Genomic DNA, 26,671 nt, shown 5'->3' with positions numbered 1-26,671 from the left:
CTTTGATCACGATTTAGTTAGGGGCAATTCGGGCAAATCGGATGCGTGATCGATCAGGGTGAGTACCCGGTGCGCACCGAGATGATCAAAGCCGTACGCGATGCCGCCCGGACCGCATCACCGGACGTCGGGGGGAGGCAGCGGGACGGGCGGGCCACGAAACGAGCACCGGGCCACGGTGTGCGAACACCGTGGCCCGGTCCCGGGGAGCGCGGAATTCAGCGGGGCTGGGCGCCGCGGCGCTGCGGCAGCGGGACGATCCCACCGCGTGTCGTCATGTCGAGCGGGGCCGGCGGCAGACCCGCGACCTGGCACAGCAGATCGCACCACGCCGACAGATGCGCCGCCAGATCCGGCACCCCGCCGGGGCCCTCGGCCGGCGTCCAGGACGCCCGGATCTCGATCTGGGTCGCCGGCTCACGCGCCGCGAGCCCGCCGAAGTAGTACGAGCCGGCCCGGGTGACCGTCCCGCTCGGTGCGCCGTAGTGCACCCCGCGCGCGTCCAGCGCCCCCGTGAGCCACGACCAGGACACCTCCGGCAGCAGCGGATCGGCACCCATCTCCGGCTCCAGCTCCGCCCGCGCCAGCGTCACCACCCGGAACGTGCCGTGCCAGGCCTCGTCCCCGGCCGGGTTGTGCAGCACCACCAGCCGGCCGTCCGCCAGGTCCCGGTCCTCGCCGTCCGGACCCGCGCCGCGCTCGACGACCGCCGCCTCCAGCGCGTACGCGAACGGGGCGAGCCGTTTCGGCGCGGGTGTCGGATCGATCTCGATCTCCGGCCGCAGCCGTGCCGCGCGGAGCGCCTCGACCGCCTGACGGAAGGGGATCGGGGCCTCGTCCGCGCTGTCCGCGAGGTGTTCGTGAGCCGCAGCCATGCCCGGAAGATTAGGCGGAACCGGGCCCGCATACGGGGAGGACACCCGGTGCGCGCGTCGCCCATTCGGAGGCGCCCTCGGGCGCATGCGGAGATATCGGCCACCTGCCCCGATCGGCGGGTGGGCCGTCATGCGAAGATTTGGGGCGTGAGCGCCAACCTCAGCCCCGCGGGCCAGCAGCAGACCGGTACCCAAGACTCGGCCTTCCTCAAGGCATGCCGGCGGGAGCCGGTGCCGCACACCCCGGTGTGGTTCATGCGCCAGGCGGGGCGCTCGCTCCCGGAATACCGCAAGGTCCGCGAGGGCATCGCGATGCTCGACTCGTGCATGCGGCCCGAGCTGGTCACCGAGATCACACTTCAGCCGGTGCGTCGCCACAACGTCGACGCCGCCATCTACTTCAGCGACATCGTCGTCCCCCTCAAGGCCATCGGCATCGACCTCGACATCAAGCCCGGCGTCGGCCCGGTCGTCGAGAACCCGATCCGCACCCGCGCCGATCTGGAGCAGCTGCGCCCCCTGGAGTCCGGCGACGTCCCGTACGTCACCGAGGCCATCGGCATGCTCGTCCGCGAGCTGGGCGGCACCCCGCTGATCGGCTTCGCCGGTGCGCCCTTCACGCTCGCCAGCTACCTCGTCGAGGGCGGCCCGTCGCGCAACCACGAGCGCACCAAGGCCCTCATGTACGGCGACCCGCAGCTGTGGGCCGACCTCCTGGACCGGCTCGCCGACATCACCGCCACCTTCCTCAAGGTCCAGATCGCGGCCGGGGCGAGCGCGGTGCAGCTCTTCGACTCCTGGGTCGGCGCGCTCTCGCCGGCCGACTACCGCCGCTCCGTGATGCCGGCCTCCGCCAAGGTCTTCCGGGCCGTCGAGGGCCTGGGCGTGCCGCGGATCCACTTCGGTGTCGGCACCGGTGAACTCCTCGGCCTGCTGGGCGAGGCGGGCGCGGACGTCGTCGGCGTCGACTGGCGGGTCCCGCTGGACGAGGCGGCCCGCCGCGTCGGCCCCGGCAAGGCGCTCCAGGGCAACATCGACCCCGCCGTGCTCTTCGCGCCCCGTGAGGCCGTCGAGACCAAGGCCCGTGAGGTCCTCGACGCGGCCGCCGGCCTGGAGGGCCACATCTTCAACCTCGGCCACGGCGTCCTGCCGACCACCGACCCGGACGCGCTGACCCGCCTGGTCGAGTACGTCCACACGCAGACGGCACGCTGAGCGGAACCACTCCCGCCCCCGGGGCGTCGTCGAGATCATGCATGCCTCCGCCGACGCCCCGATAGCCGACCTCGCCGCCGCCTGGCAGCTGGTCGACCACCGCTCCCCGGCCGGGACGGCCGATCCGGTCGTCCTCGACTGTGCCCGCCGGCTCGCCGCCGACCCGGGCGGCGAGCGCGCCGCCGAGTGGGTCTACGGGCTGCTCTCGATGACCCGCTACCTCGCCACGAGGGCGGATGCCGCGACGGCCGGGCAGGTCGCGGAGGTGCTGCGCACGGCGGCCCGCGCCCTGGAAGGCCCGCCCTGCGACCACCGCACGCACCCCTGCGAAAGCGCCCTGGAGCAGATCGAGTTCGATGAACTCCGGCTGACCGGCAGCGCGCCGGACGTGGTGCTCCTCGGCAACGGCACGCCGACCGGGGCGGACCCGGCGTGGCAGGAGACGGGCACCAAGGAGGAGTACCGCTGCCCGCACGCCGTCGCGGTGTTCGCGCGGATCGCCGCCGAGATCATCGCCCCCGGCACCCCGCAGGGCATTCCCGAGCGCGTTCCGCACCACTACGAGGACAGCATCGAGGACCTCGCGTCGGTCCTGCACGGCTATCCGCGCGGCGGCGTCGAGCCCGCGTACGAGATCACCGCCGGGACCGGTCTCCCCACGCACCCCACCACGGGAGCCCTCGCCGGGCACCTCGTCCTGCTCCGCGCCGGATGCTGGGAAGCCGCTTCCGGGACGATCCGGCCGCGCTGGGTGCTCGACGACATGATCGGGACGTTGGAAGACGCCCTGCGGGCGCTGGAGGGCGCGACCTGTTCCCACGGCGACGGCGCCCACCCCGAGCTCTCGGGCGACCCGGACACCGACGCCGGCACCGGCTACCACCTCCTCACCCCGGGCGGCCGCGCCCGGCTCCAGCGGAGCCACGAGGACGGCATCGAGGACGCGCCACCCGCCGCCTGGACCTGCCGCGCCCATCTGCAGGCGCTCGCCCGCGACACCCACGGCCATCTCACCGCGGCCCGCGACCGGTTCTTCGGCGAGCGCCGGACGGAGTACCTGGACGCGGAGTGCCTGCGCCCCGACGGGACCTGGGACGCGGCGCGGCTGGCGGGAGTGCTGCGCGGCGCCGCCGGGGGCGGGGAACGGACCGAGGACCTCGGGCTGTGGGCCGCACGCCGCTTCGCGGGCGGTCCCGGCACCGCCCACGAACGGCTCATGCTGTTCCTGACCGTGTGTCACAGCCTCGACCTCGCCCACCCGGACCCGCCGCCGTCCGTCTACCGCGAACTGCGCCCCGTTCTGGAGAGCGCCGTCACAGCGGTACCGGAGAAGTGCCCGCACGGGGACGCACACCCGGGAGCGGGGGCCGGTCTGCCCGGCGAGGCCGGTGAGCACCTCGCCCACCTCTGTGCCCCGGAGAGCTTCCCCGCCCCGGAGGGCGCGCGGGAGCCGGACGCCTGGGCCTGCCCCCGGAACCTCGCGCCGCTCGCCGAGGAGTGGCTGGAGTGGTGCGACACCTGGGACGAGGCCGCGGAGGACGGGTACGGCGAGGACGACGACTGAACCGGGGCGGTCCGGTGAACCGGGGCGGTCCAACGTCGTACCGCGGCGTCAGGCCCCGGCGGCCCGTACGGCCCCGGCCGCCTTGCGGGCCGCCACCAGGACGGGGTCCCAGACCGGGGAGAACGGCGGGGCATAGCCGAGGTCCAGGGCGGTCATCCGCTCCACCGTCATACCGGCCGTGAGCGCGACCGCCGCGATGTCCACCCGCTTGCCGGCGCCCTCGCGGCCGACGATCTGCACCCCCAGCAACCGGCCCGTACGGCGCTCGGCGAGCATCTTGACGTGCATCGGGCGGGCGCCGGGGTAGTAGCCCGCGCGGTTGGTGGCCTCGACGGTCGCCGTGACGAAGCGCAGTCCGGCGGCCAGCGCCTCACGCTCCAGCAGCCCCGTCCGGGCGATCTCCAGATCGCAGACCTTGCTGACGGCCGTGCCGACGACACCGGGGAAGGTGGCATAGCCGCCGCCCACATTGGCGCCGATGACCTGGCCGTGCTTGTTGGCGTGGGTGCCCAGCGCGATATGGCGGGTGCGCCCGGAGATCAGGTCCAGGACCTCCACACAGTCGCCACCGGCCCAGACGTGGTCCTGGCCGCGGACCCGCATCGCGAGATCGGTGAGCAGCCCGCCGGACTCGCCCAGCGGCAGCCCGGCCGCGGCGGCGAGCGTGGTCTCGGGGCGGACCCCCAGGCCCAGCACCACCACATCCGCCGGGTACTCGCCGTCCTCGGTGGTGACCGCGCGGGCCCGCCCTCCCTCATCCGTCAGCACACCGGTGACGGTCGTCCCGCACACCGTCTCGATGCCCATCCCGCACATCGCCTCATGGACGAGCGCGCCCATGTCCGGGTCCAGGGTGGACATCGGCTGGGCGCTCTGCTCCAGGACGGTGACCGCATAGCCGCGACGGATCAGCGCCTCGGCCATCTCCACGCCGATGTAGCCCGCGCCCACGACGACCGCCCGCCGGCCGGACGACGCGTCCAGGGTGTCCAGCAGGGCCTGGCCGTCGTCGAGCGTCTGCACGCCGTGCACCCCCGGCGCGTCGATCCCCGGCAGACCGGGGCGGCGCGGCCGCGCGCCGGTCGCCAGCACCAGCTTGTCGAAGCCGGTCCATGTCTCCCGGCCGCCGTTGTCCAGCTCCCGGGTACGCACCCGGCCGCGGTCCAGGTCGAGTTCGGTGACCTCCGTACGCATCCGCAGATCGATGTCCCGGGCGCGGTGCTCCCCGGCCGTACGGGCGATCAGCGCGTCCGGGCCGTCGACGTCGCCGCCCACCCAGTACGGGATGCCGCAGGCGGAGTACGAGGTGAAGTGGCCGCGCTCGAAGGCGGTGATCGCCAGCTCGTCGGGCTTCCGCAGCCGGCGTGCCTGCGATGCCGCGGCCATCCCCGCCGCATCGCCCCCGACGACCACCAGCCGCTCCGTCGCCATGCCGTGTGCCCCTTCGCCGAGTGGGTGCCGCGTCGTGTGGGTGCTTTGCCGTGTGGGGGCGCCGACGACTCCGTGTCCTGGAGGTGCGGCCGCCCGGTTCGCTACGTTACGGCCCGCACGGTGTCCGCGCGGGCCGGCCGGGACCCTGCCGCGCGGCGGACCGGCCGTCCGGCCCGCCGTGGCGGGGGCTCAGCGCTCCAGGACCAGTGCGAGCCCCTGGCCCACGCCGATGCACAGTGCGGCGAGCCCGGTACCCGAGCCCAGGGCGGCGAGTTGGTGGGCCACCGAGCCCGCGAGACGGGCGCCGGACGCGCCCAGCGGATGGCCGATGGCGATGGCGCCGCCGCGCGGGTTCACCACCGCGGGGTCCAGCTCCGGCCACTGCCCGATACAGCCCAACGCCTGGGCCGCGAACGCCTCGTTGAGCTCGAAGGTGGTCACCTCGTCGAAGCCGCGCCCGGACCGCTCCAGCGCGCGCCGTACCGCCTCCACCGGGCCCAGGCCGAACAACTGCGGCTCGACGCCGGTCACCGCGCTCGCGCGGATACGGGCCAGCGGCTCCCGCCCGGTGGCCCGCAGCCCCTCCTCGTCGACCAGCAGCAGCGCGGCCGCACCGTCGTTGAGCGGCGACGAGTTCCCGGCGGTGACCGTGCCGCCGGCCGGGCGGAACACCGGCTTCAGCTTGGACAGCGAGGTCAGGGAGGACGCCTCCCGGATCGCCTCGTCGCGCACCAGGTCCACGTCCGGCAGCGGTACGACCTCGGCGTCGTAGGCGCCCTCCTGCCAGGCACGCACCGCCTTCTGGTGGCTGGCCAGCGCGAACACGTCCTGCTGCTCGCGGGTGATGCCGTGCTGGTCGGCGATCAGCTCGGCGCCCTCGCCCAGCGCGACCGTCCACTCCGGCTGCATCCGCGGATTGACCATCCGCCAGCCCAGCGTGGAGGAGAACATCTCCTGATGGCCCGCCGGGTAGGCGCGTTCGGGCTTGCGCAGCACATAGGGCGCCCGGCTCATCGACTCCACCCCGCCCGCCACCGCGATATGCGCGTCGCCGTGGGCGATGGCGCGGGCCGCCTGGATGACCGCCTCCAGGCCCGACCCGCACAGCCGGTTCACGGTCACGCCGGGGACGGTCACCGGCAGCCCGGCCAGCAGCACCGCCATCCGCGCCACATTGCGGTTGTCCTCGCCCGCGCCGTTCGCATCGCCGAAGCAGACGTCGTCGATCCGCGCCGGATCGAGGTCCGGAGTGCGGTCCACCAGGGCCTTGAGCACATGGGCGGCGAGGTCGTCGGGACGTACCCCGGCCAGCGCGCCGCCGTACTTGCCGACGGGGGTCCGTACGGCATCGACGATGTAGACATCCCGTACGCGTGGGTCGGTCATCAGGCACTGTCCTCGCTGTCCCGGCTCGGCATCGGTGCGGCGGTACGAAGATCGACGCCCGCCGACCACGAGTCTTTGCCCGTCGCCGCCCGCTGTCAACGGGGCTCCCGGTCACCTTCCGCCGCCGTCCCGGACGCTTCGGGCGGCTCGGCGGCCCCGGCGCGGCCGCCGCCCCGTCCGCCGGCCGCGGGGTGTGCCCGCCCGCACCGCTTCCCGCATGACGAACCCCCGCGAAGTGGCGTGCCGTGGTGGGCCCTTCGGCGGACGGTGGCCCACCGGGGCTGCCGTCCCTGGATCGCGATCCGGTCACGGTCGTGTCGGTGGGCTCTGAGAGAGTGGAGGCATGAGCGCAGCGCACACCCGTACGGGCCGCGAGCCCGGTCATGCCGTCGTCATCGGTGGAGGCATCTCCGGGCTGGCGGCCGCGCACCGCCTCCTCGAAGGCGGCGCCCGGGTGACCGTCCTGGAGGCGTCCGGCCGGCTCGGCGGGAAGCTGCGCGCCGGTGCGATCGCGGACGTCCCGGTTGATCTCGGTGCCGAATCGATGCTGGCCAGGCGCCCGGAGGCGGTGGACCTCGCGCGCGAGGTGGGGCTCGGCGACCGTCTTCAGCCGCCCGCCACGGCCAGCGCGTCGCTGTGGACCCGCGGTGCGCTGCGCCCGATGCCCAAGGGGCATGTCATGGGGGTTCCCGGGGATCTGGGGCTGCTCGCCGCCTCCGGGGTGATCTCGCCGGAGGGGATGGCGCGGATCGCCGAGGACGAGACGCTGGCGCGGACCGAGCCCGGGGAGGACGTCGCGGTCGGCGCGTATGTCGCCGCCCGGCTCGGCCGGGAGGTCGTGGACCGGCTCGTCGAGCCGCTGCTCGGCGGCGTCTACGCGGGCGACGCCTACCGCATCTCGATGCGCGCGGCCGTCCCGCAGCTCTTCGAGGCTGCCCGTTCGCAGCGCTCCCTGCTCGAAGGCGTACGAGCCCTCCAGGCGCGCGCCGCCGCCGGCGCACCTCCGGGCGGGCCGGACCGGACCCCTCCGGTCTTCATGGGCATCGACGGCGGGATCGGGACGCTGCCGTCCGCCGTCGCCGGGGCCGTTCGCCGGGCCGGCGGCGAGATCCACCTCCAGGCCCCCGTCCAGGCCCTCCACCGGTCCGCGGGGGAGGGCTGGCGGATCCGCGCCGGCGACCGGATCATCGAGGCCGACGCGGTCGTGCTGGCCACGCCCGCGGGTGCCGCGGCGGGCCTGCTGCGCACCGAGTGCCCCGATGCGGCCGCCGCGCTGGACACCGTCGACTACGCCTCGATGGCGCTGGTCACCATGGCCTTCCGCCGCGCCGACCTGGACCGGGTGCCCGGCGGCAGCGGCTTCCTCGTACCGCCCGTCGACGGCCACCGCATCAAGGCCTCGACCTTCGCCAGCCACAAATGGGGCTGGATCGACGCCGCCGACCCCGACCTCTTCGTGCTGCGCACCTCCCTCGGCCGGTACCAGGACACCGCCGACCTCCAGCGCGACGACTCCGAACTGGTCGACCTCTCGCTCGCCGACCTCGGCGCGGCGGTCGGCCTGACCGCCCGGCCGGTGGCGAGCACGGTCACCCGCTGGGAAGGCGGACTGCCGCAGTACGCCGTCGGCCATCTGGAGCGGGTCGCCGGGATCCGCGCGGCGGTCGCCCGGATGCCGGGTGCGCTGCGGGTGTGCGGCGCGGTCTACGACGGCGTCGGCATCCCGGCCTGCATCGGCTCGGCGCGCCGCGCCGCGGACGAGCTCCTCGGCACCCTGACGCCGGACACAGTCCCCGCCGAGTGAGAATGGACCACATGACAGACGCTTCCACTCCCGCTTCCGCGCCGCAGACCCCCGCGGCGCCCGAGAAGGTGCCGCACGCCGGCAAGAAGGCCAAGGACCTCAACGAGGTCATCCGCTACACCCTCTGGTCCGTGTTCAAGCTGCGCGATGTCCTCCCGGAGGACCGCAGCGGCTACGCCGACGAGGTCGAGGAGCTGTTCGCCCAGCTCGCGGCCAAGGACGTGGTGGTCCGCGGCACCTACGACGTGTCCGGTCTGCGGGCCGACGCGGACCTGATGATCTGGTGGCACTCGGAGAGCTCGGACGCCCTCCAGGAGGCGTACAACCTCTTCCGCCGGACCCGTCTGGGCCGTGCGCTGGAGCCGGTGTGGTCGAACATGGCGCTGCACCGCCCCGCCGAGTTCAACAAGTCGCACATCCCGGCCTTCCTGGCCGACGAGCAGCCGCGCGCCTATGTGAGCGTCTACCCCTTCGTGCGCTCCTACGAGTGGTACCTCCTCCCCGACGAGGACCGCCGCCGGATGCTGGCCGACCACGGCAAGATGGCCCGAGGCTTCCCGGACGTGCGCGCCAACACCGTGCCGTCCTTCTCGCTCGGCGACTACGAGTGGGTGCTGGCCTTCGAGGCCGATGAGCTCTACCGCATCGTCGACCTCATGCGCCATCTGCGCGGCTCCGAGGCGCGGATGCACGTCCGCGAGGAGATCCCGTTCTACACGGGGCGGCGCAAGCCGGTCGCCGAGCTGGTCGCGGGTCTGGCGTAACCGGACGCGCGCGTCCGGGCGGGCCCCGGACACCACACCGCGGGCCGCCCCCTCAGGGACGGCCCGCGGCGCAAGGGGGGTCGGCTACTTCCCGGGCAGGGCGTGCTGGGCCCGGGTCGCCTGCTGGCCCGGCAGCGGTTCCGCGCGCGGTGCGCAGTAGACCTTGTGCGCCGGGATCTTCCCGTGCAGCAGATACGCCTCGGCGTACTTGGTCACACAGGCGTTGTCGTTGAACGCGACGCCGTGCGTGCCCGCGCCGTTCTCGGTGACCAGCGAGGAGCCGGGCAGCCGGCGCTGGAGCTCCAGCGCCCCCCGGTACGGCGTCGCCGCGTCCCGCTCGGCCGCCAGCAGCAGCACCGGCGGCAGCGCACCGGGCTCCGTATGGACATCGAGCGGACCCCGCCGCCCATGGAGTACGTCATCGATCCGGATCCGGGCCACATGCCCGGCGACATCGGCCAGGTCACGCCCGGCGGCGGGATGGTCCGCGCGGCGCACCGCGTCGTCGAGCTCGGCGGCGGCCGACGCCGGCCGGTCGGGCCAGTAGGCGCACGGCAGATTCATCCAGGCGTTGTCCCAGGTCTCGAACGGGGCGATCCGGGCGATCTCCGTGTTGTCCCGGTTCCAGGTCCGCCAGTCGTGCGGCCAGGGCGCGTCATTGCACTCCACGGCCGTGTAGACGGCGTTGCTGTTCTCGTCGGCGGCGGCGCCGGTGTCCCGGGGCAGGGCCTGGGCGATCAGCGGCTTGGGGTTGCCGTGCAGGTACCCCGCGAGCGCCTCGGCGCGCATCGGCCAGAAGGCGTCGTTGTAGCCGGTCTTCAGGAACGCCGACTGGAGCTGGCCGGCGCCGATCTTCCCGTTGAGCGGTGTGCGGCGCAGCTTGCCCGCGGCCTTGTTGTAGGCCTGCTGCACCGCCTTCTTGGTCGTACCGAGGTGGTAGTGCGCATGGTGCCGGGCGACCCAGCCCAGCCAGTCGCCCCAGCGGCGCTCGAAGGCGACGTCCTGGTCGAGGTTGTTCTGGTACCAGATCTTCCGGGGCGCGGGATTGACCACACTGTCGAAGATCATCCGTCGTACGTGGCCGGGGAAGAGCGTCGCGTAGACCGCACCGAAGTACGTCCCGTACGAGGCGCCCATGAACGTCAGCTTCTTCTCGCCGAGCGCGGCCCGCAGCATGTCCAGGTCGCGGGCGTTGTTGACGGAGTTGTAGTACGGCAGGTCCGCGCCGGCCCGGCGGACACAGCCGCGGGCGTACTCCCTGGCCTCCGCCCGCTTCTGCCGCTTGAAGGCGGCATCGGGGTGCATCCGGCTGTCGGTGGGCGCCTTGGCGAACTCCTTGGGGTTCTGGCACGACAGCGGCGCCGAGCGGCCCACACCCCGTGGCGCGTAGCCCACGAAGTCATAGGCACGGGCCACCTTGCGCCACTTGGGGAGCCCCCCGTAGAGCGGGAACTCCATGCTGGAGGCGCCGGGGCCGCCGGGGTTGAAGACCAGGGCGCCCTGCCGCTCGCCGCGCGCCGTGGCGCGGATCCGGCTGACGGTGAGGTGGATCTTCTTGCCGTCGGGGCGCGCGTAGTCGAGAGGAACGGTGAGTCTGCCGCACTCGACGGTCGACGGCAGATGCTCCACCGCGGCGCAGCGGCCGAATTCGATGCGGTGCGGAACGGGTGCGGGTGGCGCGGCGGCGGCCCCCGTGGCGCCGCCTGCCGGGGCAGTGGCGAGGGCGGTCACCAGCAGCGACCCGATGGTGCCGTACAACGCAAGTGCTCTCACTGGCCGTCCCTTCGTGTGTGCATACAAAAGGGATAGTTGGGGCGGCGATTGTCGTTGTAAAGCACCTGGCACCGGTGTCGGAGGCTATGCCCCGGAAGAGTGGAGCGCGGCGCGCAAGGCGGGATCGGTGAGGGCGGCGGGGCCGCGAAGGGCCAAAGTGACCAGGGAGGCAGGCGTGGCAGGGGCGGCGGGGGAGTGGCTCACGCCGGGCAGTTGCCGCTCGCCGGCGGTGGTGGCCCAGTCGCTGTACGGGTGGAGCTCGAAGCGGGCCACGGCCCAGGTCCCGAGGGTGAGGATCAGCGGCAGCGAGAACCAGGCCGGCAGCAGCCCGGTGTCCGCGCCGGCCGGTGCCATCCAGTAGGACGCCGCGGCGGACAGCAGCACCAGCAGAGCGGCGCCCTGCACCAGGCGGACGGCGCTGCCGACGCCCGGACGGACCGCGGCGGGCACCGCCAGCCCGTCGGTCACCAGCCGGTCGGCCACCTGCCGCACCGCGTCGTCGCCGACCAGGGCATCCCGTATCGCCGGTATGCGGCACTGCCCTTCGGGGCCGATGGCGGTGAGGGCGGCGCGCTCGACGGCGTCCTTGCCGACCGGGTCGACGACGGTGGCCCAGCCGGTGTCGGCGAGCAGCAGCCGCCGCTGCTGGGCCATCAGCACCAGCACCACGTCGGCGAGCCGGTGCGGGCCGCCCGACAGGTACGCCATTTCGTACAGGGTCAGGCCGGGGCCGCGGCGCGCGGCGGCCGCATCCGGGACGGTCTCGGGAGCCGGCCGCGGGGCCGGCCCGGGGGTGGCGCGGGCCGCGGCGACCGCCGCACGGCAGAGCAGCGCACAGGACAGCACCGCCGCCGAACAGGCGACGAGGAAGAAGAGCAGCCACATGCCGGAGTTTTTATGCGATGTGACGCAACGGCCGCCACAAGTTTCTCAGCATGCGGGCAGTTGCCCGCCGGGTTCAGCCGCCCCCGCAGCCTCCGCCGCCACAGCTCGACCCGCCCCCGCATGACGAGCCGCCCCCACAGCTCGCACCGCCGCCGCACGACGAGCCGCCGCTGCCGCACCCGGACCCGCCGTCGGAGGACCCGCACCAGGAGCCACCGTCGCTCCCCGAGCCGCCCCCGGAGGTGTCGGACGCGGAGCTGCCGGACGAGGCGGAGCCACTGCCCGCCGCGGCCCGCTGTGCCTCCTCGAACTGCTGCCGCAGCAGCTCGTCCGCGATCAGCGCCGTACCGCCGAGCGCCACCACCAGCCCGGCGGGCTGCCCGACCCCGCCGACTCCCGCGGGTGCGTGCGCCACCTTCGCGGTGTGCAGGGCGAACGACCCCGCCTTGGTGATCCGACGGGTGAACGCCCTCCGGCACAGCGACGCCACGACCAGCCCACCGATCACCGCGGGCGCGGTCGTGACGACCGGCGGCACCCCGAACCCGTCGTCCCCGCCGGACCCGGCGACCGAGAGCAGCAGACCCACGAAGAAGAGCACCCCGCACACCGCCGTCTGGGCACCCGCCCACCGGCGCCAGCCCCGGCCGAGCTGCGGCCGGCGCAGCAGCCCGCGGGCCGCCAGCCCGTCGCCGACGGCCTGCACCGCCGGGCTGCGCATCGCCGTGCCCCGCAGCGCGGCGAGCGCCCCGCCGGGCGTCCGGGCGATCGCGTCCAGCACGGCCGCCTCGACGGCGTCCCGCGCGAGCGCCTGGCGCACGGTCACCACTCCGGGGCCGCCCACGGCCAGCCGGCCGTCCTCGTGCATCCCGGCGAGTGCGGCGTCCACCACCCGCCCGGGGCCACCGGCCAGGAACGCCATCTCCCACACGTCGTGGGCCAGGGCGTCGGTCCGCCGGACGGACGGGGTGCGCAGCCGCACGGATACGGTGCCGAGGATCAGCAGCAGCGACGAGGCGGCGATCCCCGCGTACACCGCCTGGGGGTAGGACATCGCGGTCACCCCCGTCGCCGGAAGAGCCGCAGAGCGCGCGCCAGCCGGGCCGCGGGCCGTGCGGACGGCGGCTTCGGACCCGCACGCTCCCGCCACCAGCGCGTCAACTCCCGCCGCGCGGCGGCATCTTCGGGCCGCCCCTGGGCCAGCAGATGCGCCGCGAAGTCCAGGGCGTCCTGGCGGTAGCCGCCGCTCATCGGACGGTTCCGGGCATGGTCCGCGAAGGCGGCCCGGTAGCCGGCGCCGAGGATCTCCGGCAGCTCGGGCGCGACCTTGGCGACCACATCGGCCCGCTTGGCGGCCAGCGCCCGGCTCTGCACCCGCAGCCGGGTGCGGTCGAAGCCCTCGGGGGCGGGCATCCCGGCGACCAGCGCGGACAGCAGCGCGGTCTGCGCCAGCGCCAGCCGCTGGCGGGCGGCGTGGGTGCCGGGGTCGGGGGCGGTGGCCGCCTCGTCAGTGGCGTCCGTTACCGACGCGATGTCCGGCACCGCCTCAAGCCGCCCGGTCATGGCGGGCCTCCTTCAGCACGGTGCGTATCGCATCGAGTTCGCCGGCCAGTTCCCCGCCTTCGGGGAAGACGTCGTCCCGCTCCAGCAGCACCCCGGGCGGGGTGGTCCGGTCGCACAGCGCGGCGAGCACGTCCAGCACGGGCCTGGTCACCGGGTGGGCGTGGCTGTCGTGCCACACCCCGTCGCGCTCCACCCCGCCCGCGACATGGACGTAGGCGAGGGCGTCCAGCGGCAGTTCGTCGAGGGCTGCCTGGGGGTCCTCGCCCCGGTTGATGTGGTTCGTGTGGAGGTTGGCGACATCGATCAGCAGCCGCACCCCGGTCCGTTCCACGAGCTCGGCCAGGAACTGCCCCTCGGTCAGCTCCTCGCCCGGCCAGTTGATGAGCGCGGCGATGTTCTCCAGCGCCAGCGGCACCGGCAGGGCGTCCTGGGCGATCCGTACGTTCTCGCACAGCACGTCCAGCGCGTCCCGGGTCCTCGGTACCGGCAGCAGATGCCCGGCCTCCATACGGGGCGACGCGGTGAGCGGGCCGCCCGCCCGCACGAAGGCGATGTGCTCGGTGACCAGCGGTGCGCCGAGCGCCTCGGCGCGCTCGGCCAGGGCGGTCAGCCGGCCGGGGTCCGGACGGTCGGCACCCCCGAGGCCGAGCGAGACCCCGTGCGGGATCACGGTCGTGCCGCGCTCGCGCAACTCCTCCAGGGCGTACGGCAGATGGCCCGGGCAGATGTTCTCCGCGACCACCTCGACCCAGTCCACCCCGGGCAGCTCCGCGATCTCCGCGGCGATTTCCGGCCGCCAGCCGATTCCCGTACCCAGGCGCTCCATGGCTCCCCCTCTCGCTCCGTGGTGTCGTACTCATGCCGCGTGAGGCCCGGCCGAACCCTGCACCGGCCGAGTTCAGAGGTTGATTTGAGCTTCACCGGCGCCGTGGCGGTGCTGCGCGGCGCCGCTGCGGGCCCACCTCTGCCCTACGACGGTGACCGGCGCGGGCGGCGCCGACGGTGGCCTGATCGGGCCGGGCGCGAGCCCCGTCCTGCCGGCTCAGCCCTCGGCCGACAGGGCCCTCCGCAGCGCGGGGTGGTCGGCCACGACCGTGCAGGAACCCGGCGCGATCTCGGTGAATCCGGCGTCCCGCACCACGGGCAGACCGCTGCGGGTGAGCGCGTCCCACTCCACGCGCCTGGCGGACCGCACCGACAGCGGGAACCCGGCCGCCCGCCAGGCCGCCCGCTCCTCCTCGGACAGCTCCCACCACGCCAACTGCGCGCCGTGCCCGGCCTGCGCCATCTCCTTGCCCGCCGACATCTCCAGCTCGGGGTTGAACCACAGCACCGGGCCGTCGGCGGGCGCCCCGGGCGGCTGCGGATCGTCCAGCTCCGTGCCCGAGACCTGGAGGCGCGCCAGGTCCTTCGGCCAGCCGTCCAGCGGCACCGGCGGGAAGACCCGCACCTCGGCCCCGTGGCCGGTGACCGTGATGCCCGGCAGCGCCGCCGCCCGCCGCCACTCGGCGCGGCGCGCCCGCCGCACCACCTTCCGGATCCGGGCGTCCTGCCAGTCCCGCACCGCCGCGGCCCACTCGCCGTCCCCGGCCGACCGCTCGTCCGCCAGCAGCACCAGCACCGCCCGCGCGGCCGTCTCCAGCGCGTCCGTACGCGCCGGCGGGGCCTCCCGCTCGATCCGGACGACGAGCGGCAGCACGAACTGCGGCGCCGCGTCCCGGTCGGTCTCTGCGTGCTCGAAGGGGCTGTCGGCGCTGTTGCCGGACGGCCCGGCGGTCTCGGTGCTGGTCACCTGCCCAGTCTGCCAGCCGCCGCCGACAGCGCCCCCGGCCCGTATCCGGCTCCCCGGCCCACGCCGGGCCACGGCCGGGGCCAACTCCGTCCGCCCGGCGCGAGGTTGAGGCACGTACCGTCCGGCGCTGAACGCGCCCCCGGGCAGGCACCGGGCGGCCGCCTTGGCTACCGTCGGGGACTTGGTGCGGCGGGGCCGCCAGGAGACAACGGAGGTGCCGGGACGTATGAGGCTGGACGGGGTGGGGCGGCGGTACGGGGTGCGCGGCCCCTGGGTGCTGCGGGAGGTGGACCTCGAAGTGCCCGCCCGTGCGCTGCTGCGCGTCGAGGGGACCAACGGCAGCGGGAAATCCACCCTGCTGCGGCTGCTCGCCGGGATCGACCGGCCCAGCACCGGCCGGATCACCGGCCGCCCGCGCACCGCCTATGTGCCCGAACGCTTCCCGGTCGCCCTCCCCTTCACCGCCGTCGGCTACCTCACCCACCTCGGCCGCATCCACGGGCTGCCCGGACCCGAAGCGACCCGCCGCGCCACCGAGTGGCTGGAACGCTTCGGGGCGGCCGGGCATGCCCGGACCCCGCTGGCAGAGCTGTCCAAGGGGACGAGCCAGAAGGTCGCGGTCGCCCAGGCGCTGCTCGCCGAGCCCGACCTCCTGGTCCTCGACGAGGCCTGGACCGGTCTGGACGGCGGCGCGCGCGAGGTGCTCGACCGGGCGGTCGCCGAACGGGTCGCGGACGGCGGCACCGTCGTGTTCGTCGACCACGACCCGCAACGGCTGGCGGGCGCCGCCGACGCCCGCTACCGGGTCGCCGACGGACGGCTGCTGACCCACGAGGAGAGCGGTCCGACGGCGGGTGCGAAGGCCGCGGCCGGTCCCCGTGTGCGCATCGAGGCCGAGGGCGCAGCGCGGAGTCTGCCGCCCACCGGAGCGCCGCCGCTGCCCGGCGGGCCGGAGATCGCGCCCGGACCGGACGGGACGATCCGGCTGACGGTGCCGGCCGCCCACTCCGACGCCCTGCTGCGCGCCCTGCTCACCGCCCGTCCGCCGTGGCACATCCGCTCGGTCACCGCCGTCCCGCTGCCGCACGAGGCCGCCCCCGCCGCCGCCGACGATTCCCCCGCACCCGATGAGGCCCCCCTCCCGTGATCGCTCTCCTCCGTTATCAGACGGCACTGCTCATCGGCTCGCACCGCTGGCTGCCGCCGGTCATCCTCTACGCGGCCTGGCTGGCCATCGGCGTCCAGAGCGGCGGGCCGATCCTCGACGCGTTCGGCTACGCCGCCGGCGGGCTGCTGCCGGCCGCCGTATGGCTGACCCGGGTCTGTGTCACCAACGAGCCGCCGGCCGCCCGCAATTGCGCCGCGGCCGCCGCCGGGCCCGGCCGGGTACACCTCGCCGCTGTACTGACCGCGGCCGGCACCGGGCTGCTGCTGGCGCTGCTCGGCACGGCCGTGGTCGTGCTGCTGTCGGACCCGCGCTCCACCGACCTTCAGGTGGCCGTTCCGGTCCCGCCCGCGGCGTTCGCCGGGCTGCTCGCCGCGCTGGTGTGTCTGCTCATGGGCATCGCCATCGGCGCGCTGAGCAACTGGCCGGTGCTGCGCAGCACCGGCTGGAGCATCCCGACGGGTCTGCTCGCCGCCCTGCTGCTGTTGGTCCTGGGCGCTTCGCCCGCCAACGCCGCCGTATCGGGCCTGGTCACCGGCTCCGTCCACGGGACGATCAGCACCCCTTGGCTGCCGCTCGCCGCCACCGGGCTCCTCGCGGCCGCCGCCACGGCGGCCGCGTGCGCCCTCAGCTCACGGCGGGGCTGAAGGGGAAGCCTCCGGGAAGGGGCGCCGGCTCTCCCCCGCCCCCTCCCCCTCCTCCCCCTTCGGGGGAGGGGGCGGGGGTGGGTTCGGGGGTGGGGGGGAGTGGTCCCCGCCGCAGCGTCAGTGGCACCGGGCCCCCGGCGCAGCATCAGTGGCGCCAGGGACCCGCCCCCGCCTCAGTGATGCCAAGGCCCCGTCACCGCGAACGTCGTTCCCGGCGTATAGCAGTTGACGTACATCGTGCGGTGGTCGGGCGAGAACGTCACGCCGGCGAACTCGCCCCACTCCGGTTTCTGCGGGGTGCCGATGTTCTGCCGGCCGCGGGCCATCGCATAGACCTCGCCGCGCCGGGTGAGGCCGAAGACGTGCTGGGCGCCCTCGCCGTCCTCGCAGACCATCAGGCCGCCGCTGGGCGCGAGGCAGATGTTGTCGGGGGATTCGCCGGGCAGTTGGAGGTCGCTGTCCGGGCCGAAGACGACGACCTGGGTCAGCCGCCGCTTCTTCGGGTCGTACTTCCACACCTGGCCGTAGTGGTCCGCCGCCGAACCGGCCTCCCGGTGGGCGAAGCTGGAGATGAAGTAGACGCAGGAGCCGCCCCAGTAGCAGCCCTCCAGTTTCTGGGCGTGGGTGATGCCCTGGGGGCCGAAGTCCTGGAAGCGGATCGGGGTCTCACGGGCCAGCGGGTCGGGCACATCGACCCAGGTGACGTGGTCGAAGGTGGTGCCGGGCCGCTGGATGGTGGAGAGGTCGGGCACACCGGGGACGCGCAGCGCCTGGAGGCGGCCGCCGGCCCGGAGCGAACCGCGGCCGCCCATCGGCTTCTCGGGCAGAAAGCGGTAGAAGAGGCCGAACGGCTTCTCGAAGGCGTCCTCGGTCTCGTAGACGATGCCGGTGCCGGGGTCCACGGCGATCGCCTCGTGCTGGAAACGGCCCATCGCGGTCAGCGGGACGGCTCCGGTGCGCCGCGGGTCGTAGGGATCGACCTCGAAGATGAAGCCGTGGTCCTTGGTGTAGTTCTCCTCACCGGCCCGGAACTCGGTCTCCTCGCAGGTCAGCCAGGTGTTCCAGGGGGTGGGACCACCCGCGCAGTTGGTGGAGGTGCCGGCGATGGCGACCCGCTCCGAGAGCACCTTGTTGTCGCCGTCGAGTGCGAGGGCCGTACAGCCGCCCTCGCCACCGGGGTCGTAGGTCAGATCGCGGACCCGGGGGACGGCCTGGCGGGAGTTCGTACGGTTCTCGTGGTTGCGGACCAGGTGGGTGCCGCCACGGTGGCCGGGGAAGGCGGCCATCCCGTCACAGTTGCTGGGCACCTTGCCCTCTCCCGAGCGCAGCGGGTCGCCCTCCCGGGACAGGACCCGGTAGCGGAAGCCCCGGGGGAGATCGAGCAGACCGTCCGGGTCCGGCACCAGCGGGCCGTAGCCGCGCTGTCCCATGCTCTGAGCGGTCGCGGTTCCCGTGAAGAGCTCCGTGAGGCTTCCGGAGAAGGCGATCCCCGCTCCCAGCGCACCGGTGCGTGCCAGGATCTGACGTCGTGTCGCGGACATGGGCAACTCCCTGTTGGCGGACAGGTGGTGTGACCCGCTCGTGTGTACCACGCGGCCGGGCCGCCGGGAACCAGCCGACGGGCACCAACCGGGTGTTGCCGCTGTTCCGCCTACCGCGCGTCGGCCACCAGGGCGCCCGCGTCGCGGGCCAGCGCCGTCAGCCGGGAGATCGCCCGGTAGTACTTCTTGCGGTAGCCGCCCCGCAGCATCTCGTCGCTGAAGAGCTCGTCGAAGGCCTTGCCGGAGGTCACCACCGGCACCTCACGGTCGTAGAGCCGGTCCGCGAGGACGACCAGCCGCAGCGCCGTGGACTGGTCGGGCACCGCCTGGACATCGGTGAGGCAGACCGCCTCGATGCCGTCGCACATGGCGCCGTAGCGGCTGGGGTGCACCTTGGACAGATGGTCCAGCAGGGAGGGGAAGTCGTCGAGCGAGGCGCCGGGGGTGCGGTACGCGGTGCGGGTGACGGTCTCGTCGTCGTACGGGGCGGGGGCCTCGGGCAGACCGCGGTGGCGGTAGTCCTCGCCGTCGATGCGCAGCGGGCGGAAGTGGGCGCTCAGCCCCTGGATCTCGCGCAGGAAGTCGGCGGCCGCGAACCGGCCCTCGCCGAGCTTGCCGGGGAGGGTGTTGGAGGTGGCGGCCAGCGCCACCCCGGCGTCCACCAGCTTGCCGAGCAGGGTGGAGACCAGGACCGTGTCACCGGGGTCGTCGAGCTCGAACTCGTCGATGCACAGCAGCTTGTGGTCGCCGAGCGTCCGGACGGTCTGCTGGAAGCCGAGCGCGCCGACGAGGTTGGTCAGCTCGACGAAGGTGCCGAAGGCCTTGCGCTCGGCCGGGGCGGGGGTGGCGTGCCACAGGGAGGCGAGCAGATGGGTCTTGCCGACGCCGTAGCCGCCGTCCAGGTAGACCCCGCGGGGGCCCTGCGGGGCCGCCGGCTTCCTGGCGAACCAGCGCCGCTTGCCCGCGCCGGCCCGCCCGGCGTCGATACCGTCCGCGAAGTCGCTCAGGACCTGTACGGCCTCGGCCTGGCTGGGCTGCTTGGCGTCCGGGATGTAGGTGTCGAAGCGGGCGCCCTGGAAGCGCGGCGGCGGCACCATCTCGGCGACCAGGCGGTCGGCCGGGACGTGCGGGGCGCGGGCGGTGAGGGCGGCGGGCACCGCGTCGTCACCGTCGGCCGGCGGTCCGGCTGTCGGGTCGGTCTGCGGGGCGGAGGGCTGGGAAGGCGACACAGCGCTCCAGCCTATCGCGTGTGCGGTACCCGCCGGTCCGGTGAGCGAGGCATGTCACACTGCCGCCATGCGACGCCTGTTCCCGCTCCCCGCCCCACCCGTACCGGCCCCTGACCTCGACGGCAGTGGGGCGGCGGCGCCCGACCCCACGGACCGTGAGTGGACGCTGGACGAGCTGGCCGAGGCCTATGCGTACCCGGCGGCGGACGACCCGGCGCGCTCCGGGCGCCCCGGCTGGCTGCGGGCGAACATGGTGTCCTCCCTGGACGGCGCCGCCCATCACGACGGCCGCTCGCAGCCGCTGTCCGGCGCGGCCGACATGCGGATCTTCGGGGTGCTGCGGGGGCTCGCGGACGCCGTGGTGGTGGGGGCGGAGACGGTGCGGCAGGAGGGCTACCGGCCGGGCCGCGCCCGGGAGGCGTTCGCCGCCCGCCGGGCCGCCGCCGGCCAGGGCCCGGCCCCCGCCATCGCCGTGGTGACCGCCGGTCTCGGGCTGGACTTCACCCTGCCCCTGTTCACCGAGCCGCTGGTGCCCACCGTGGTGCTGACCGGTGCGGCGGCGCCGGCGGACCGGGTGGCCGAGGCCCGTGCGGCGGGCGCCGAGGTGCTGTTCGCCGGGGAGGGGCTGGGGGTCGACCCGGCCCGGGTGGCCGGGGTGCTGGCCGGCCGGGGCCATCACCGGCTGCTGACGGAGGGCGGGCCGCGGCTGCTGGGGCAGCTGGCGGCGGCCGACGCGCTGGACGAGATGTGTCTGTCGCTGGCGCCGGTGGTCGCCCTGGGTGACGCGGCGAGGATCATGAACGGTCCGGCCGTCGCGGTGCCGGAGCGGTTCACCCTGGCATCGGTGTTGGAAGAGGCCGGGTTCCTGTTCACTCGCTACCGTCGGTCCTGACAATCAGCGGAACAATCTGTTCCGCTTAGCTTCCGTTGGGCACACTAAAAGCCAACAGGTCCCGTGTGGCGACGGGGCAGGATGGTGTCTGTCGGGCTCCGTGCCATGCGGCGCCCCGAAGAGAAGAAGGGCGTCCGTCGTGTTCACGAGCGTATTGATGATCGAGAAGCCTCTGACGCCCGCCGACGTGGAGTTTGTGACCACCCTGCACGGCGATGACCGGATCTCGTTCGTCGTGCTCATGCAGCCGCGGGGTAAGCAGGACGTGCTGCTGCGGGCCATCGACGACGTCGCCCTCGGCGAGTTCGACGACGCCGTACGGGAGGCCGAGGAACCGGGCGGCTCCCAGGCCGAGGCCCCCGCCGAGCTGGCCCTGGCGCACACGCTCCAGGCGCTGCGCGACGCCGGTTCGGAGGCCGTCGGGCAGGTGGTCGAGGACAAACCGCTGGACCTGCTGCGGTCCATCGTCGACGAGACCGGCGCGGACGAGGTGATCGTGCTGACCACCCCGCACTTCGTCGAGGAGTTCTTCCACCGCGACTGGGCCTCCCGCGCCCGCCACAAGGTCGGCGTCCCGGTGCTCAAGCTCTTCTCGCACGCGGCGGACGACCAGCCTCAGGACACCGCGGGCGGCTGAGGAGAGCGGTCGGCGCGGAGCCGGACCTTCCGGAGGTCCGGCTCCGGCGCGCCGGGGACCGGCCCGCGCGGCGGGAGATCAGCGGCGGGCGCCGCGGTGCGGGCGTAGCCGGCCGTCCCGTACCTCGGCGACCTCGTCCGCCGCGTCCAGATGCGCGGGGTCATGGGTGACCAGCACCGTCGCGGTGGCGCGCTCCTTGGTGAGGGTGCGCAGCAGCGCGAGCACCTCGGCGCCCCGCTCGTGGTCCAGGGCGCTGGTCGGCTCGTCCACCAGCAGCACCGCGGGCTCGTTCATCAGCGCCCGGGCGATATTGACCCGCTGCCGCTGACCGCCCGACAGCTGATGCGGCCGCCGGTCCGCCAGCTCCGCCAGGCCGACCGCCGCCAGCAGTTCCCGCGCCCGGGAGCGCGTCCCACGGGGCGGTCGGCCGCCCAGATGGGCCATCACCTGGAGCTGTTCGGCGGCGGTCAGCGACGGCAGCAGGTTCGGCTGCTGGAAGACCGTGCCGATGGTGGTGCGGCGCAGCGCCGTCAGTTCGGCGCGTCCGCGTCCGGCGGTGTCGGTGCCGTCGATCACCACCCGTCCGTGGTCCGGGCGGATCAGCGTCGCGGCGACCGCGAGCAGGCTGGACTTCCCGGATCCGGACGGCCCGATCACCGCCGTCAGACCGCCGGCGGGCACGGTCAGCGAGACCCGGTCCAGCGCGGTCAGCCGGGCCTCGCCGTCGGGGTAGGTGAGGGTGACATCGGTCAGTTCGAGGCTCATCGGGCACTTCCCAGGGCGGTCAGCGGGTCGACGGAGGTGAGGCGGCGGATGGCGAGCGCGGCGCCGGCAGCGCCCAGCGCGATCATGATCAGGGCCGGGACCAGCACCGTCGGCGGATCGAGCACGAACGGCACGGTGCCGCCGACCGCCGCGCCCACCGCCGCCGCCAGGGCGGTCCCCAGCGCGGTCCCGGACACCAGCAGTACGACGGCCTGGCCGAGCGCGTCCCGCAGCAGTGCGCCGGTCGAGGCGCCCAGCGCCTTCAGCACCGCGACATCACCGCTGCGCTGGATCGTCCACACCGTGAAGAACGCGCCGATGACCAGCGCGGAGAGGGCGAACAGAAAGCCGCGCATCAGCTGGAGCGAACCGTTCTCGGCGGTGTACGAGCCGATGGCCCGCACGGCGTCGTCGGTGGTGACGGTCTTCGTGCCGAGCTCCTGGTCGGCGGCCGCCAGACCGGCCGGCCCGGCGGTGGCCAGGGCGAGCACCGTCGCCCCGGCGGAGCCGCCGCCGGGGCCCTTGTCGCGCGCGGCCGGCCCGGCGCCGCCCGCCAGCCGTTGCCAGTCGCCCAGCGACGTCCACACCACCGGGGTGTGGCTGTACATCGCCGCGCCCGACACCGCCGCGACCTCGAAGGTCCGCCCGCCCAGCGTCAGCCGCCCGCCGGCCCGCAGCCCGAGCGACGCGGCGGCCTTCTCGGACAGCACCACCGCACCGTCAGCGACCCGCTCCGGCGCCGGGCGGGACCCGGGCCGCACCCCGAACGCCGACACCGCGGCGGTCCGGCCGCCCGCCTCGGCCCTGGTCGTCGTGATGCCCAGCGGCTCGGCATGCCGTACGCCCGGCACCCGCGCCCAGGCCCGCACGGTCCGCTCCGGCAGCCGCGAATCGGTGAACGCGATCTTGCTGCCGTCGGCGGGCGCCGAGAACACCAGGTGGTCGGCGGGCAGCCCGGTGATCGCCGAGGTGTTCTCCCGGCCCAGGCCCGCCGTCAGGCCCGACAGCAGGCCCACCAGCACCGTGATCAGCACGATCACGGTGCCCATCAGGGCGAACCGCCCCTTGGCGTATCTCAGGTCTCTCCAGGCGACGAACACAGGCTCTGCCCTCTTCGGATCGGGCGCCGGACCCCACTGCCCGGCGGCTGCTGCCCACCGTCGCCTCCCGGACCCCTCCGCGGCATCGCGCCGGGGAGGGGTCCGCCGGCGTCGAAAGGTGCGCCCCGGGGTCAATCCTTTGGTTGATGCGGCCGGTGAACAGGGCACTTAGCCTGGAGGCGCCGTGACCGAAGAAGCCGTGACCTCGCACTCCCTCACCCCCGTCCAGCGGGCGCTGCGCAGCTGCCTGCATCTGATGGTGGCCGCGCTGCTCGCGCTCGCCGCCGTACGGGCGGTGGCCGACCACACCCCCGACGCCCCCGCCGTGCTCGCCGCCGCGGTGGCGCTGTGCGCGCTCTACGTCACCGGCCACAGGCTGCCCCGGCTGCGCACCTCCACCGGCGCCGCCGCCCTCTGGCTCGCCGCCCTGGGCCTGGTGTGGCTGGTCCTGCTGGCCTTCACCCCGGACGGCGTCTGGGTGGCCTTCCCGCTCTTCTTCGTCCAGCTGCATCTGCTGCCGCCGCGCTGGTCCCTGCCCGCGGTCGCGGCCACCACCCTCGCCGCCATCGCCGGGTTCGGCCGGCACACCCACACCCTGAGCGTCGGTACGGTGCTCGGCCCGGCCCTGGGTGCCGCCGTCGCGGTCGCCGTCGTCCTCGGCTACGAGGCCCTCTACCGGGAGAGCGAACAGCGCCGCCGCCTCATCGAGGAGCTCACCGCGACCCGCGGCGAACTGGCCGACGCCGAACACGCCGCCGGTGTGCTCGCCGAACGCGAGCGGCTGGCCCGCGAGATCCACGACACCCTCGCGCAGGGCCTGTCGAGCATCCAGCTGCTGCTGCGGGCCGCCGAGCGCGCCCTGCCGGAGCGGCCCGGCACCGCCCTCGGCCACGTCCGGCAGGCCCGTACCGCCGCCGTCGACAACCTCGCCGAGGCACGCCGCTTCGTGCGCGCGCTCAGCCCGCCCGACCTGGAGGCCGGGTCGCTGCCCGCCGCCCTGGAACGGGTCTGCGCCACCACTGCCAGGGCCTCCGGTCTCGCCGTGCACTGCCAGGTCTCCGGCGCGCCCACCGCGCTGCCCACCCCGCACGAGGTCGCGCTGCTGCGCATCGCCCAGTCCGCGCTCGCCAACACCGTCCGGCACGCCGCCGCGGGGCGCGTCGAGCTGACCCTCAGCTACATGGACACCGAGGTCGCGCTGGACATCGTCGACGACGGCACCGGATTCGTCCCCGCCGAGGTGCCCGCACCCGGCTCCGCCGCGGTCCCCGGCACCGGCTTCGGTCTCGCCGCGATGCGCGCCCGGGCCCGCGCCCTCCAGGGCACCCTCGTCGTCGAGTCCGCCCCGGGGGAGGGCACCGCTGTCGCCGTCACCCTGCCCTGCCCCGCCCCCGCGCCCGACGCCGCACCGGAGGCCGCCTCGTGACCGCGACGGACTTTCCGGAGCCCCCGGCCCCTCCCGCACGTCCCCGGCGCATCCGGCTGCTGCTCGCCGACGACCACCCCGTGGTCCGCGCCGGACTGCGCGCCGTCCTGGAGACCGAGGAGGACTTCGAGATCGTCGCCGACGTGCCCACCGCCGAGCAGGCCGTCGGCCTCGCCGCACGGCTCGACGTCGACGTGGTCCTCATGGACCTCCAGTTCGGCGGCCGGATGCTCGGCTCCCAGGCCACCGCCGCGATCGCCGCCGCCCCCGGCGCCCCGCGCGTCCTCGTCCTGACCACCTACGACACCGACGCCGACATCCTCGCCGCCATCGAGGCCGGCGCCACCGGCTACCTCCTCAAGGACGCCCCGCCGGAGGAGCTGGCCGCCGCGGTACGCACCGCCGCCGCCGGGAAGTCCGCGCTCGCCCCGACCGTCGCGCTGCGCCTCATGGACCGGATGCGCACCCCCGCCTCCGCGCTCTCCCGCCGCGAGACCGAGGTCCTCCAGCTCGTCGCCGACGGCCTGTCGAACGCGGCGATCAGCAAACAGCTCTTCCTCAGCCAGGCGACCGTCAAGTCCCACCTCGTCCACATTTACTCCAAGCTGGGCGTGGACTCCCGTACGTCCGCGGTGGCCGCCGCCACCGCACAGGGCCTGATCCGCCGCTGACCTCCGGTCCCGGTGCCGGAGCTCGCACCCGGCCCGGATCCGTGGACCGGCTCTGTCGGTGCCGGGTGCGAGAATCATCGACAGCACGACAGAACGACCGCACCACCGCTCGCGACGATCGACATCAGGGAGACCCACCCATGGCACCCGCCATCCCAGCCTCGATGGACCGGCCGCACTTCATCGGCATCGGCGGAGCCGGTATGTCGGGCATCGCCAAGATCCTTGCGCAGCGCGGCGCCCGGGTGGCGGGCAGCGACGCCAAGGATTCCGCGACCGCCCAGGCCCTGCGCGCCCTCGGCGCCACGGTCCACATCGGCCACGCCGCCGGGCATCTCGCCGAGGACGCCACCAGCGTCGTCGTCTCCTCCGCGATCCGCCCCGACAACCCCGAGCTGGCCGCCGCCCATGAGCGCGGCATCCCCGTCGTGCACCGCTCCGACGCCCTCGCCTCCCTCATGGACGGCCTGCGCCCCATCGCCGTGGCGGGCACCCACGGCAAGACGACGACGACCTCCATGCTCGCCGTCTCCCTCGGCGCCCTCGGCCTCAAGCCGTCCTACGCCATCGGCGGCGACCTGGACGCCCCCGGGTCCAACGCCGAGCACGGCAGCGGCGAGATCTTCGTCGCCGAGGCCGACGAGAGCGACCGCAGCTTCCACAAGTACGCCCCCGAGGTCGCCATCATCCTCAACGTGGAGCTGGACCACCACGCCAACTACGCCTCGATGGACGAGATCTACGAGTCCTTCGAGACCTTCGTCGGCCGCATCCGCCCCGGCGGCACCCTGGTCATCGCCGCCGACCAGCCCGGTGCCCGCGAGCTGACCGAGCGGATCTCCGGCCGCTACGACATCGAGGTCGTCACCTACGGCGAGTCGCAGGACGCCGATGTCCGCATCCTCAAGGTCAACCCCCGCGGCCTGACCAGCGATGTCACCGTCACCCTGACCAGCGGCAAGATCCTCACCTTCACGGTCTCCGTCCCCGGTCGGCACTACGCCCACAACGCCGTCGCCGCGCTGGCCGCCGGCGTCGCCCTGGGCCTCCCGCCGCACAACCTCGCCTCCGCGCTCGGCAAGTACACCGGCGTCAAGCGCCGCCTCCAGCTCAAGGGCGAGGCGGCCGGCGTCCAGGTCATCGACTCCTACGCGCACCACCCCACGGAGATGACCGCCGACCTGGAAGCGATCCGCGGCGCCGCCGAGGACGCCCGGGTACTGGTCGTCTTCCAGCCGCATCTCTTCTCCCGCACCCAGGAGCTGGGCACGGAGATGGGCCAGGCGCTCGCCCTCGCCGACGCCTCCGTCGTGCTGGACATCTACCCGGCGCGTGAGGACCCGATCCCGGGCATCACCAGCGCCCTGATCATCGACGCCGCGCGCGCCGCGGGCGCCGATGTCACCCCCGAGCACGACCAGGCCGCCGTTCCGGAGGTCATCGCCGGAATGGCGAAGCCCGGTGACCTTGTTCTCACCATGGGCGCGGGCGATGTGACCGACCTCGGCCCCGCCATCCTGTCCCGCCTGGGCAGCTGAGCTGAGGA

22 protein-coding genes and 1 pseudogene are annotated in these 26,671 nt (G+C 74.3%); 11 read left to right on the top strand and 12 right to left on the bottom strand.

What is annotated here, in order from left to right; translation table 11 throughout:
• Positions 1-218 precede the first annotated feature (218 nt).
• Positions 219-875 carry a DUF3000 domain-containing protein gene (locus TU31_RS28235; protein WP_042159585.1) on the bottom strand — a complete coding sequence of 219 codons (657 nt, stop codon included), beginning with the start codon at positions 873-875 and terminating at the stop codon, positions 219-221.
• Between the two features lie 147 nt (positions 876-1,022).
• Here TU31_RS28235 and hemE point away from each other — a divergent pair, with 147 nt between their 5' ends.
• Both hemE and TU31_RS28225 read left to right on the top strand, forming a co-directional pair.
• Positions 1,023-2,090, top strand: a complete 1,068-nt coding sequence (gene hemE, locus TU31_RS28230; RefSeq protein WP_042159583.1) for a uroporphyrinogen decarboxylase — start codon at positions 1,023-1,025, stop codon at positions 2,088-2,090.
• A gap of 37 nt (positions 2,091-2,127) precedes the next feature.
• Positions 2,128-3,654 carry a hypothetical protein gene (locus TU31_RS28225; protein ID WP_052719086.1) on the top strand — a complete coding sequence of 509 codons (1,527 nt, stop codon included), beginning with the start codon at positions 2,128-2,130 and terminating at the stop codon, positions 3,652-3,654.
• A 48-nt stretch (positions 3,655-3,702) separates the two neighbouring features.
• On the opposite strand, the gene TU31_RS28220 is transcribed toward TU31_RS28225, so the two are convergent.
• The gene (locus TU31_RS28220; protein WP_042159581.1) at positions 3,703-5,085 is read right to left on the bottom strand and encodes an FAD-dependent oxidoreductase; all 1,383 of its coding nucleotides are present in this window, start codon (positions 5,083-5,085) and stop codon (positions 3,703-3,705) included.
• Between the two features lie 189 nt (positions 5,086-5,274).
• Positions 5,275-6,471, bottom strand: a complete 1,197-nt coding sequence (locus TU31_RS28215; protein ID WP_042159579.1) for a thiolase family protein — start codon at positions 6,469-6,471, stop codon at positions 5,275-5,277.
• 343 nt (positions 6,472-6,814) lie between these two features.
• On the opposite strand from TU31_RS28215, the gene hemG reads away from it, so the two are divergent.
• A complete protein-coding gene (hemG, locus tag TU31_RS28210) occupies positions 6,815-8,275 on the top strand; it encodes a protoporphyrinogen oxidase (protein WP_042159578.1) in 1,461 nt (486 codons plus the stop codon).
• A 2-nt stretch (positions 8,276-8,277) separates the two neighbouring features.
• On the top strand, positions 8,278-9,039 hold the full coding sequence (gene hemQ, locus TU31_RS28205) for a hydrogen peroxide-dependent heme synthase (RefSeq protein ID WP_370682770.1): 762 nt from the start codon (positions 8,278-8,280) through the stop codon (positions 9,037-9,039).
• A gap of 84 nt (positions 9,040-9,123) precedes the next feature.
• Here the strand turns inward: hemQ and TU31_RS28200 are convergent, their stop codons facing one another.
• The 5 genes and pseudogenes from TU31_RS28200 to TU31_RS28175 all read right to left on the bottom strand — a co-directional run bounded on the left by TU31_RS28200 (position 9,124) and on the right by TU31_RS28175 (position 15,052).
• Positions 9,124-10,812 carry an alpha/beta hydrolase gene (locus TU31_RS28200; protein ID WP_042159577.1) on the bottom strand — a complete coding sequence of 563 codons (1,689 nt, stop codon included), beginning with the start codon at positions 10,810-10,812 and terminating at the stop codon, positions 9,124-9,126.
• Between the two features lie 84 nt (positions 10,813-10,896).
• Positions 10,897-11,697: a TIGR04222 domain-containing membrane protein gene (locus TU31_RS28195; RefSeq protein WP_042159576.1), complete on the bottom strand. Its 801-nt coding sequence runs from the start codon at positions 11,695-11,697 to the stop codon at positions 10,897-10,899.
• 73 nt (positions 11,698-11,770) lie between these two features.
• The gene (locus TU31_RS28190; RefSeq protein ID WP_078886045.1) at positions 11,771-12,751 is read right to left on the bottom strand and encodes a TIGR04222 domain-containing membrane protein; all 981 of its coding nucleotides are present in this window, start codon (positions 12,749-12,751) and stop codon (positions 11,771-11,773) included.
• A gap of 5 nt (positions 12,752-12,756) precedes the next feature.
• Positions 12,757-14,086: pseudogene (locus TU31_RS37330) on the bottom strand (MbnB/TglH/ChrH family RiPP precursor modification enzyme).
• 216 nt (positions 14,087-14,302) lie between these two features.
• Positions 14,303-15,052 carry an aminoacyl-tRNA hydrolase gene (locus TU31_RS28175; protein ID WP_042159572.1) on the bottom strand — a complete coding sequence of 250 codons (750 nt, stop codon included), beginning with the start codon at positions 15,050-15,052 and terminating at the stop codon, positions 14,303-14,305.
• Between the two features lie 226 nt (positions 15,053-15,278).
• Between TU31_RS28175 and TU31_RS28170 the strand changes: the two genes are divergently transcribed.
• Complete coding sequence (locus tag TU31_RS28170; protein ID WP_042159571.1) at positions 15,279-16,199, top strand: ATP-binding cassette domain-containing protein; 921 nt, start codon at positions 15,279-15,281, stop codon at positions 16,197-16,199.
• Positions 16,196-16,864 carry a hypothetical protein gene (locus TU31_RS28165; protein ID WP_042159568.1) on the top strand — a complete coding sequence of 223 codons (669 nt, stop codon included), beginning with the start codon at positions 16,196-16,198 and terminating at the stop codon, positions 16,862-16,864. The genes TU31_RS28170 and TU31_RS28165 overlap by 4 nt, the downstream gene beginning before the upstream one ends.
• Positions 16,865-17,037: 173 nt before the next feature.
• Here the strand turns inward: TU31_RS28165 and TU31_RS28160 are convergent, their stop codons facing one another.
• A complete protein-coding gene (locus TU31_RS28160) occupies positions 17,038-18,405 on the bottom strand; it encodes an alkaline phosphatase PhoX (RefSeq protein WP_042159566.1) in 1,368 nt (455 codons plus the stop codon).
• 110 nt (positions 18,406-18,515) lie between these two features.
• The gene (gene zapE / locus TU31_RS28155; RefSeq protein WP_181018677.1) at positions 18,516-19,634 is read right to left on the bottom strand and encodes a cell division protein ZapE; all 1,119 of its coding nucleotides are present in this window, start codon (positions 19,632-19,634) and stop codon (positions 18,516-18,518) included.
• A 67-nt stretch (positions 19,635-19,701) separates the two neighbouring features.
• Here zapE and TU31_RS28150 point away from each other — a divergent pair, with 67 nt between their 5' ends.
• Both TU31_RS28150 and TU31_RS28145 read left to right on the top strand, forming a co-directional pair.
• The gene (locus tag TU31_RS28150) at positions 19,702-20,526 is read left to right on the top strand and encodes a pyrimidine reductase family protein (protein WP_042159564.1); all 825 of its coding nucleotides are present in this window, start codon (positions 19,702-19,704) and stop codon (positions 20,524-20,526) included.
• 139 nt (positions 20,527-20,665) lie between these two features.
• Complete coding sequence (locus TU31_RS28145) at positions 20,666-21,163, top strand: hypothetical protein (protein WP_042159562.1); 498 nt, start codon at positions 20,666-20,668, stop codon at positions 21,161-21,163.
• 78 nt (positions 21,164-21,241) lie between these two features.
• On the opposite strand, the gene TU31_RS28140 is transcribed toward TU31_RS28145, so the two are convergent.
• Entirely contained in the window at positions 21,242-21,928 is a 687-nt protein-coding gene (locus TU31_RS28140; protein ID WP_042159560.1) for an ABC transporter ATP-binding protein, read from the bottom strand.
• Positions 21,925-23,028 carry an ABC transporter permease gene (locus TU31_RS28135; protein ID WP_042159558.1) on the bottom strand — a complete coding sequence of 368 codons (1,104 nt, stop codon included), beginning with the start codon at positions 23,026-23,028 and terminating at the stop codon, positions 21,925-21,927. The genes TU31_RS28140 and TU31_RS28135 overlap by 4 nt, the downstream gene beginning before the upstream one ends.
• Before the next feature lie 184 nt (positions 23,029-23,212).
• Here TU31_RS28135 and TU31_RS28130 point away from each other — a divergent pair, with 184 nt between their 5' ends.
• From TU31_RS28130 to murC, 3 genes are all read left to right on the top strand, one after another.
• Positions 23,213-24,454: a sensor histidine kinase gene (locus TU31_RS28130; RefSeq protein WP_042159556.1), complete on the top strand. Its 1,242-nt coding sequence runs from the start codon at positions 23,213-23,215 to the stop codon at positions 24,452-24,454.
• A complete protein-coding gene (locus tag TU31_RS28125) occupies positions 24,451-25,125 on the top strand; it encodes a response regulator (RefSeq protein ID WP_275451866.1) in 675 nt (224 codons plus the stop codon). Before TU31_RS28130 ends, TU31_RS28125 begins: the two co-directional genes overlap by 4 nt.
• A gap of 140 nt (positions 25,126-25,265) precedes the next feature.
• Positions 25,266-26,663: a UDP-N-acetylmuramate--L-alanine ligase gene (gene murC / locus TU31_RS28120; RefSeq protein WP_042159553.1), complete on the top strand. Its 1,398-nt coding sequence runs from the start codon at positions 25,266-25,268 to the stop codon at positions 26,661-26,663.
• Positions 26,664-26,671: the final 8 nt, after the last annotated feature.

It is taken from the genome of Streptomyces lydicamycinicus, from assembly GCF_000829715.2.
GTDB lineage: Bacteria > Actinomycetota > Actinomycetes > Streptomycetales > Streptomycetaceae > Streptomyces > Streptomyces lydicamycinicus.
This window is presented reverse-complemented; position numbering and strand designations above follow the sequence as displayed.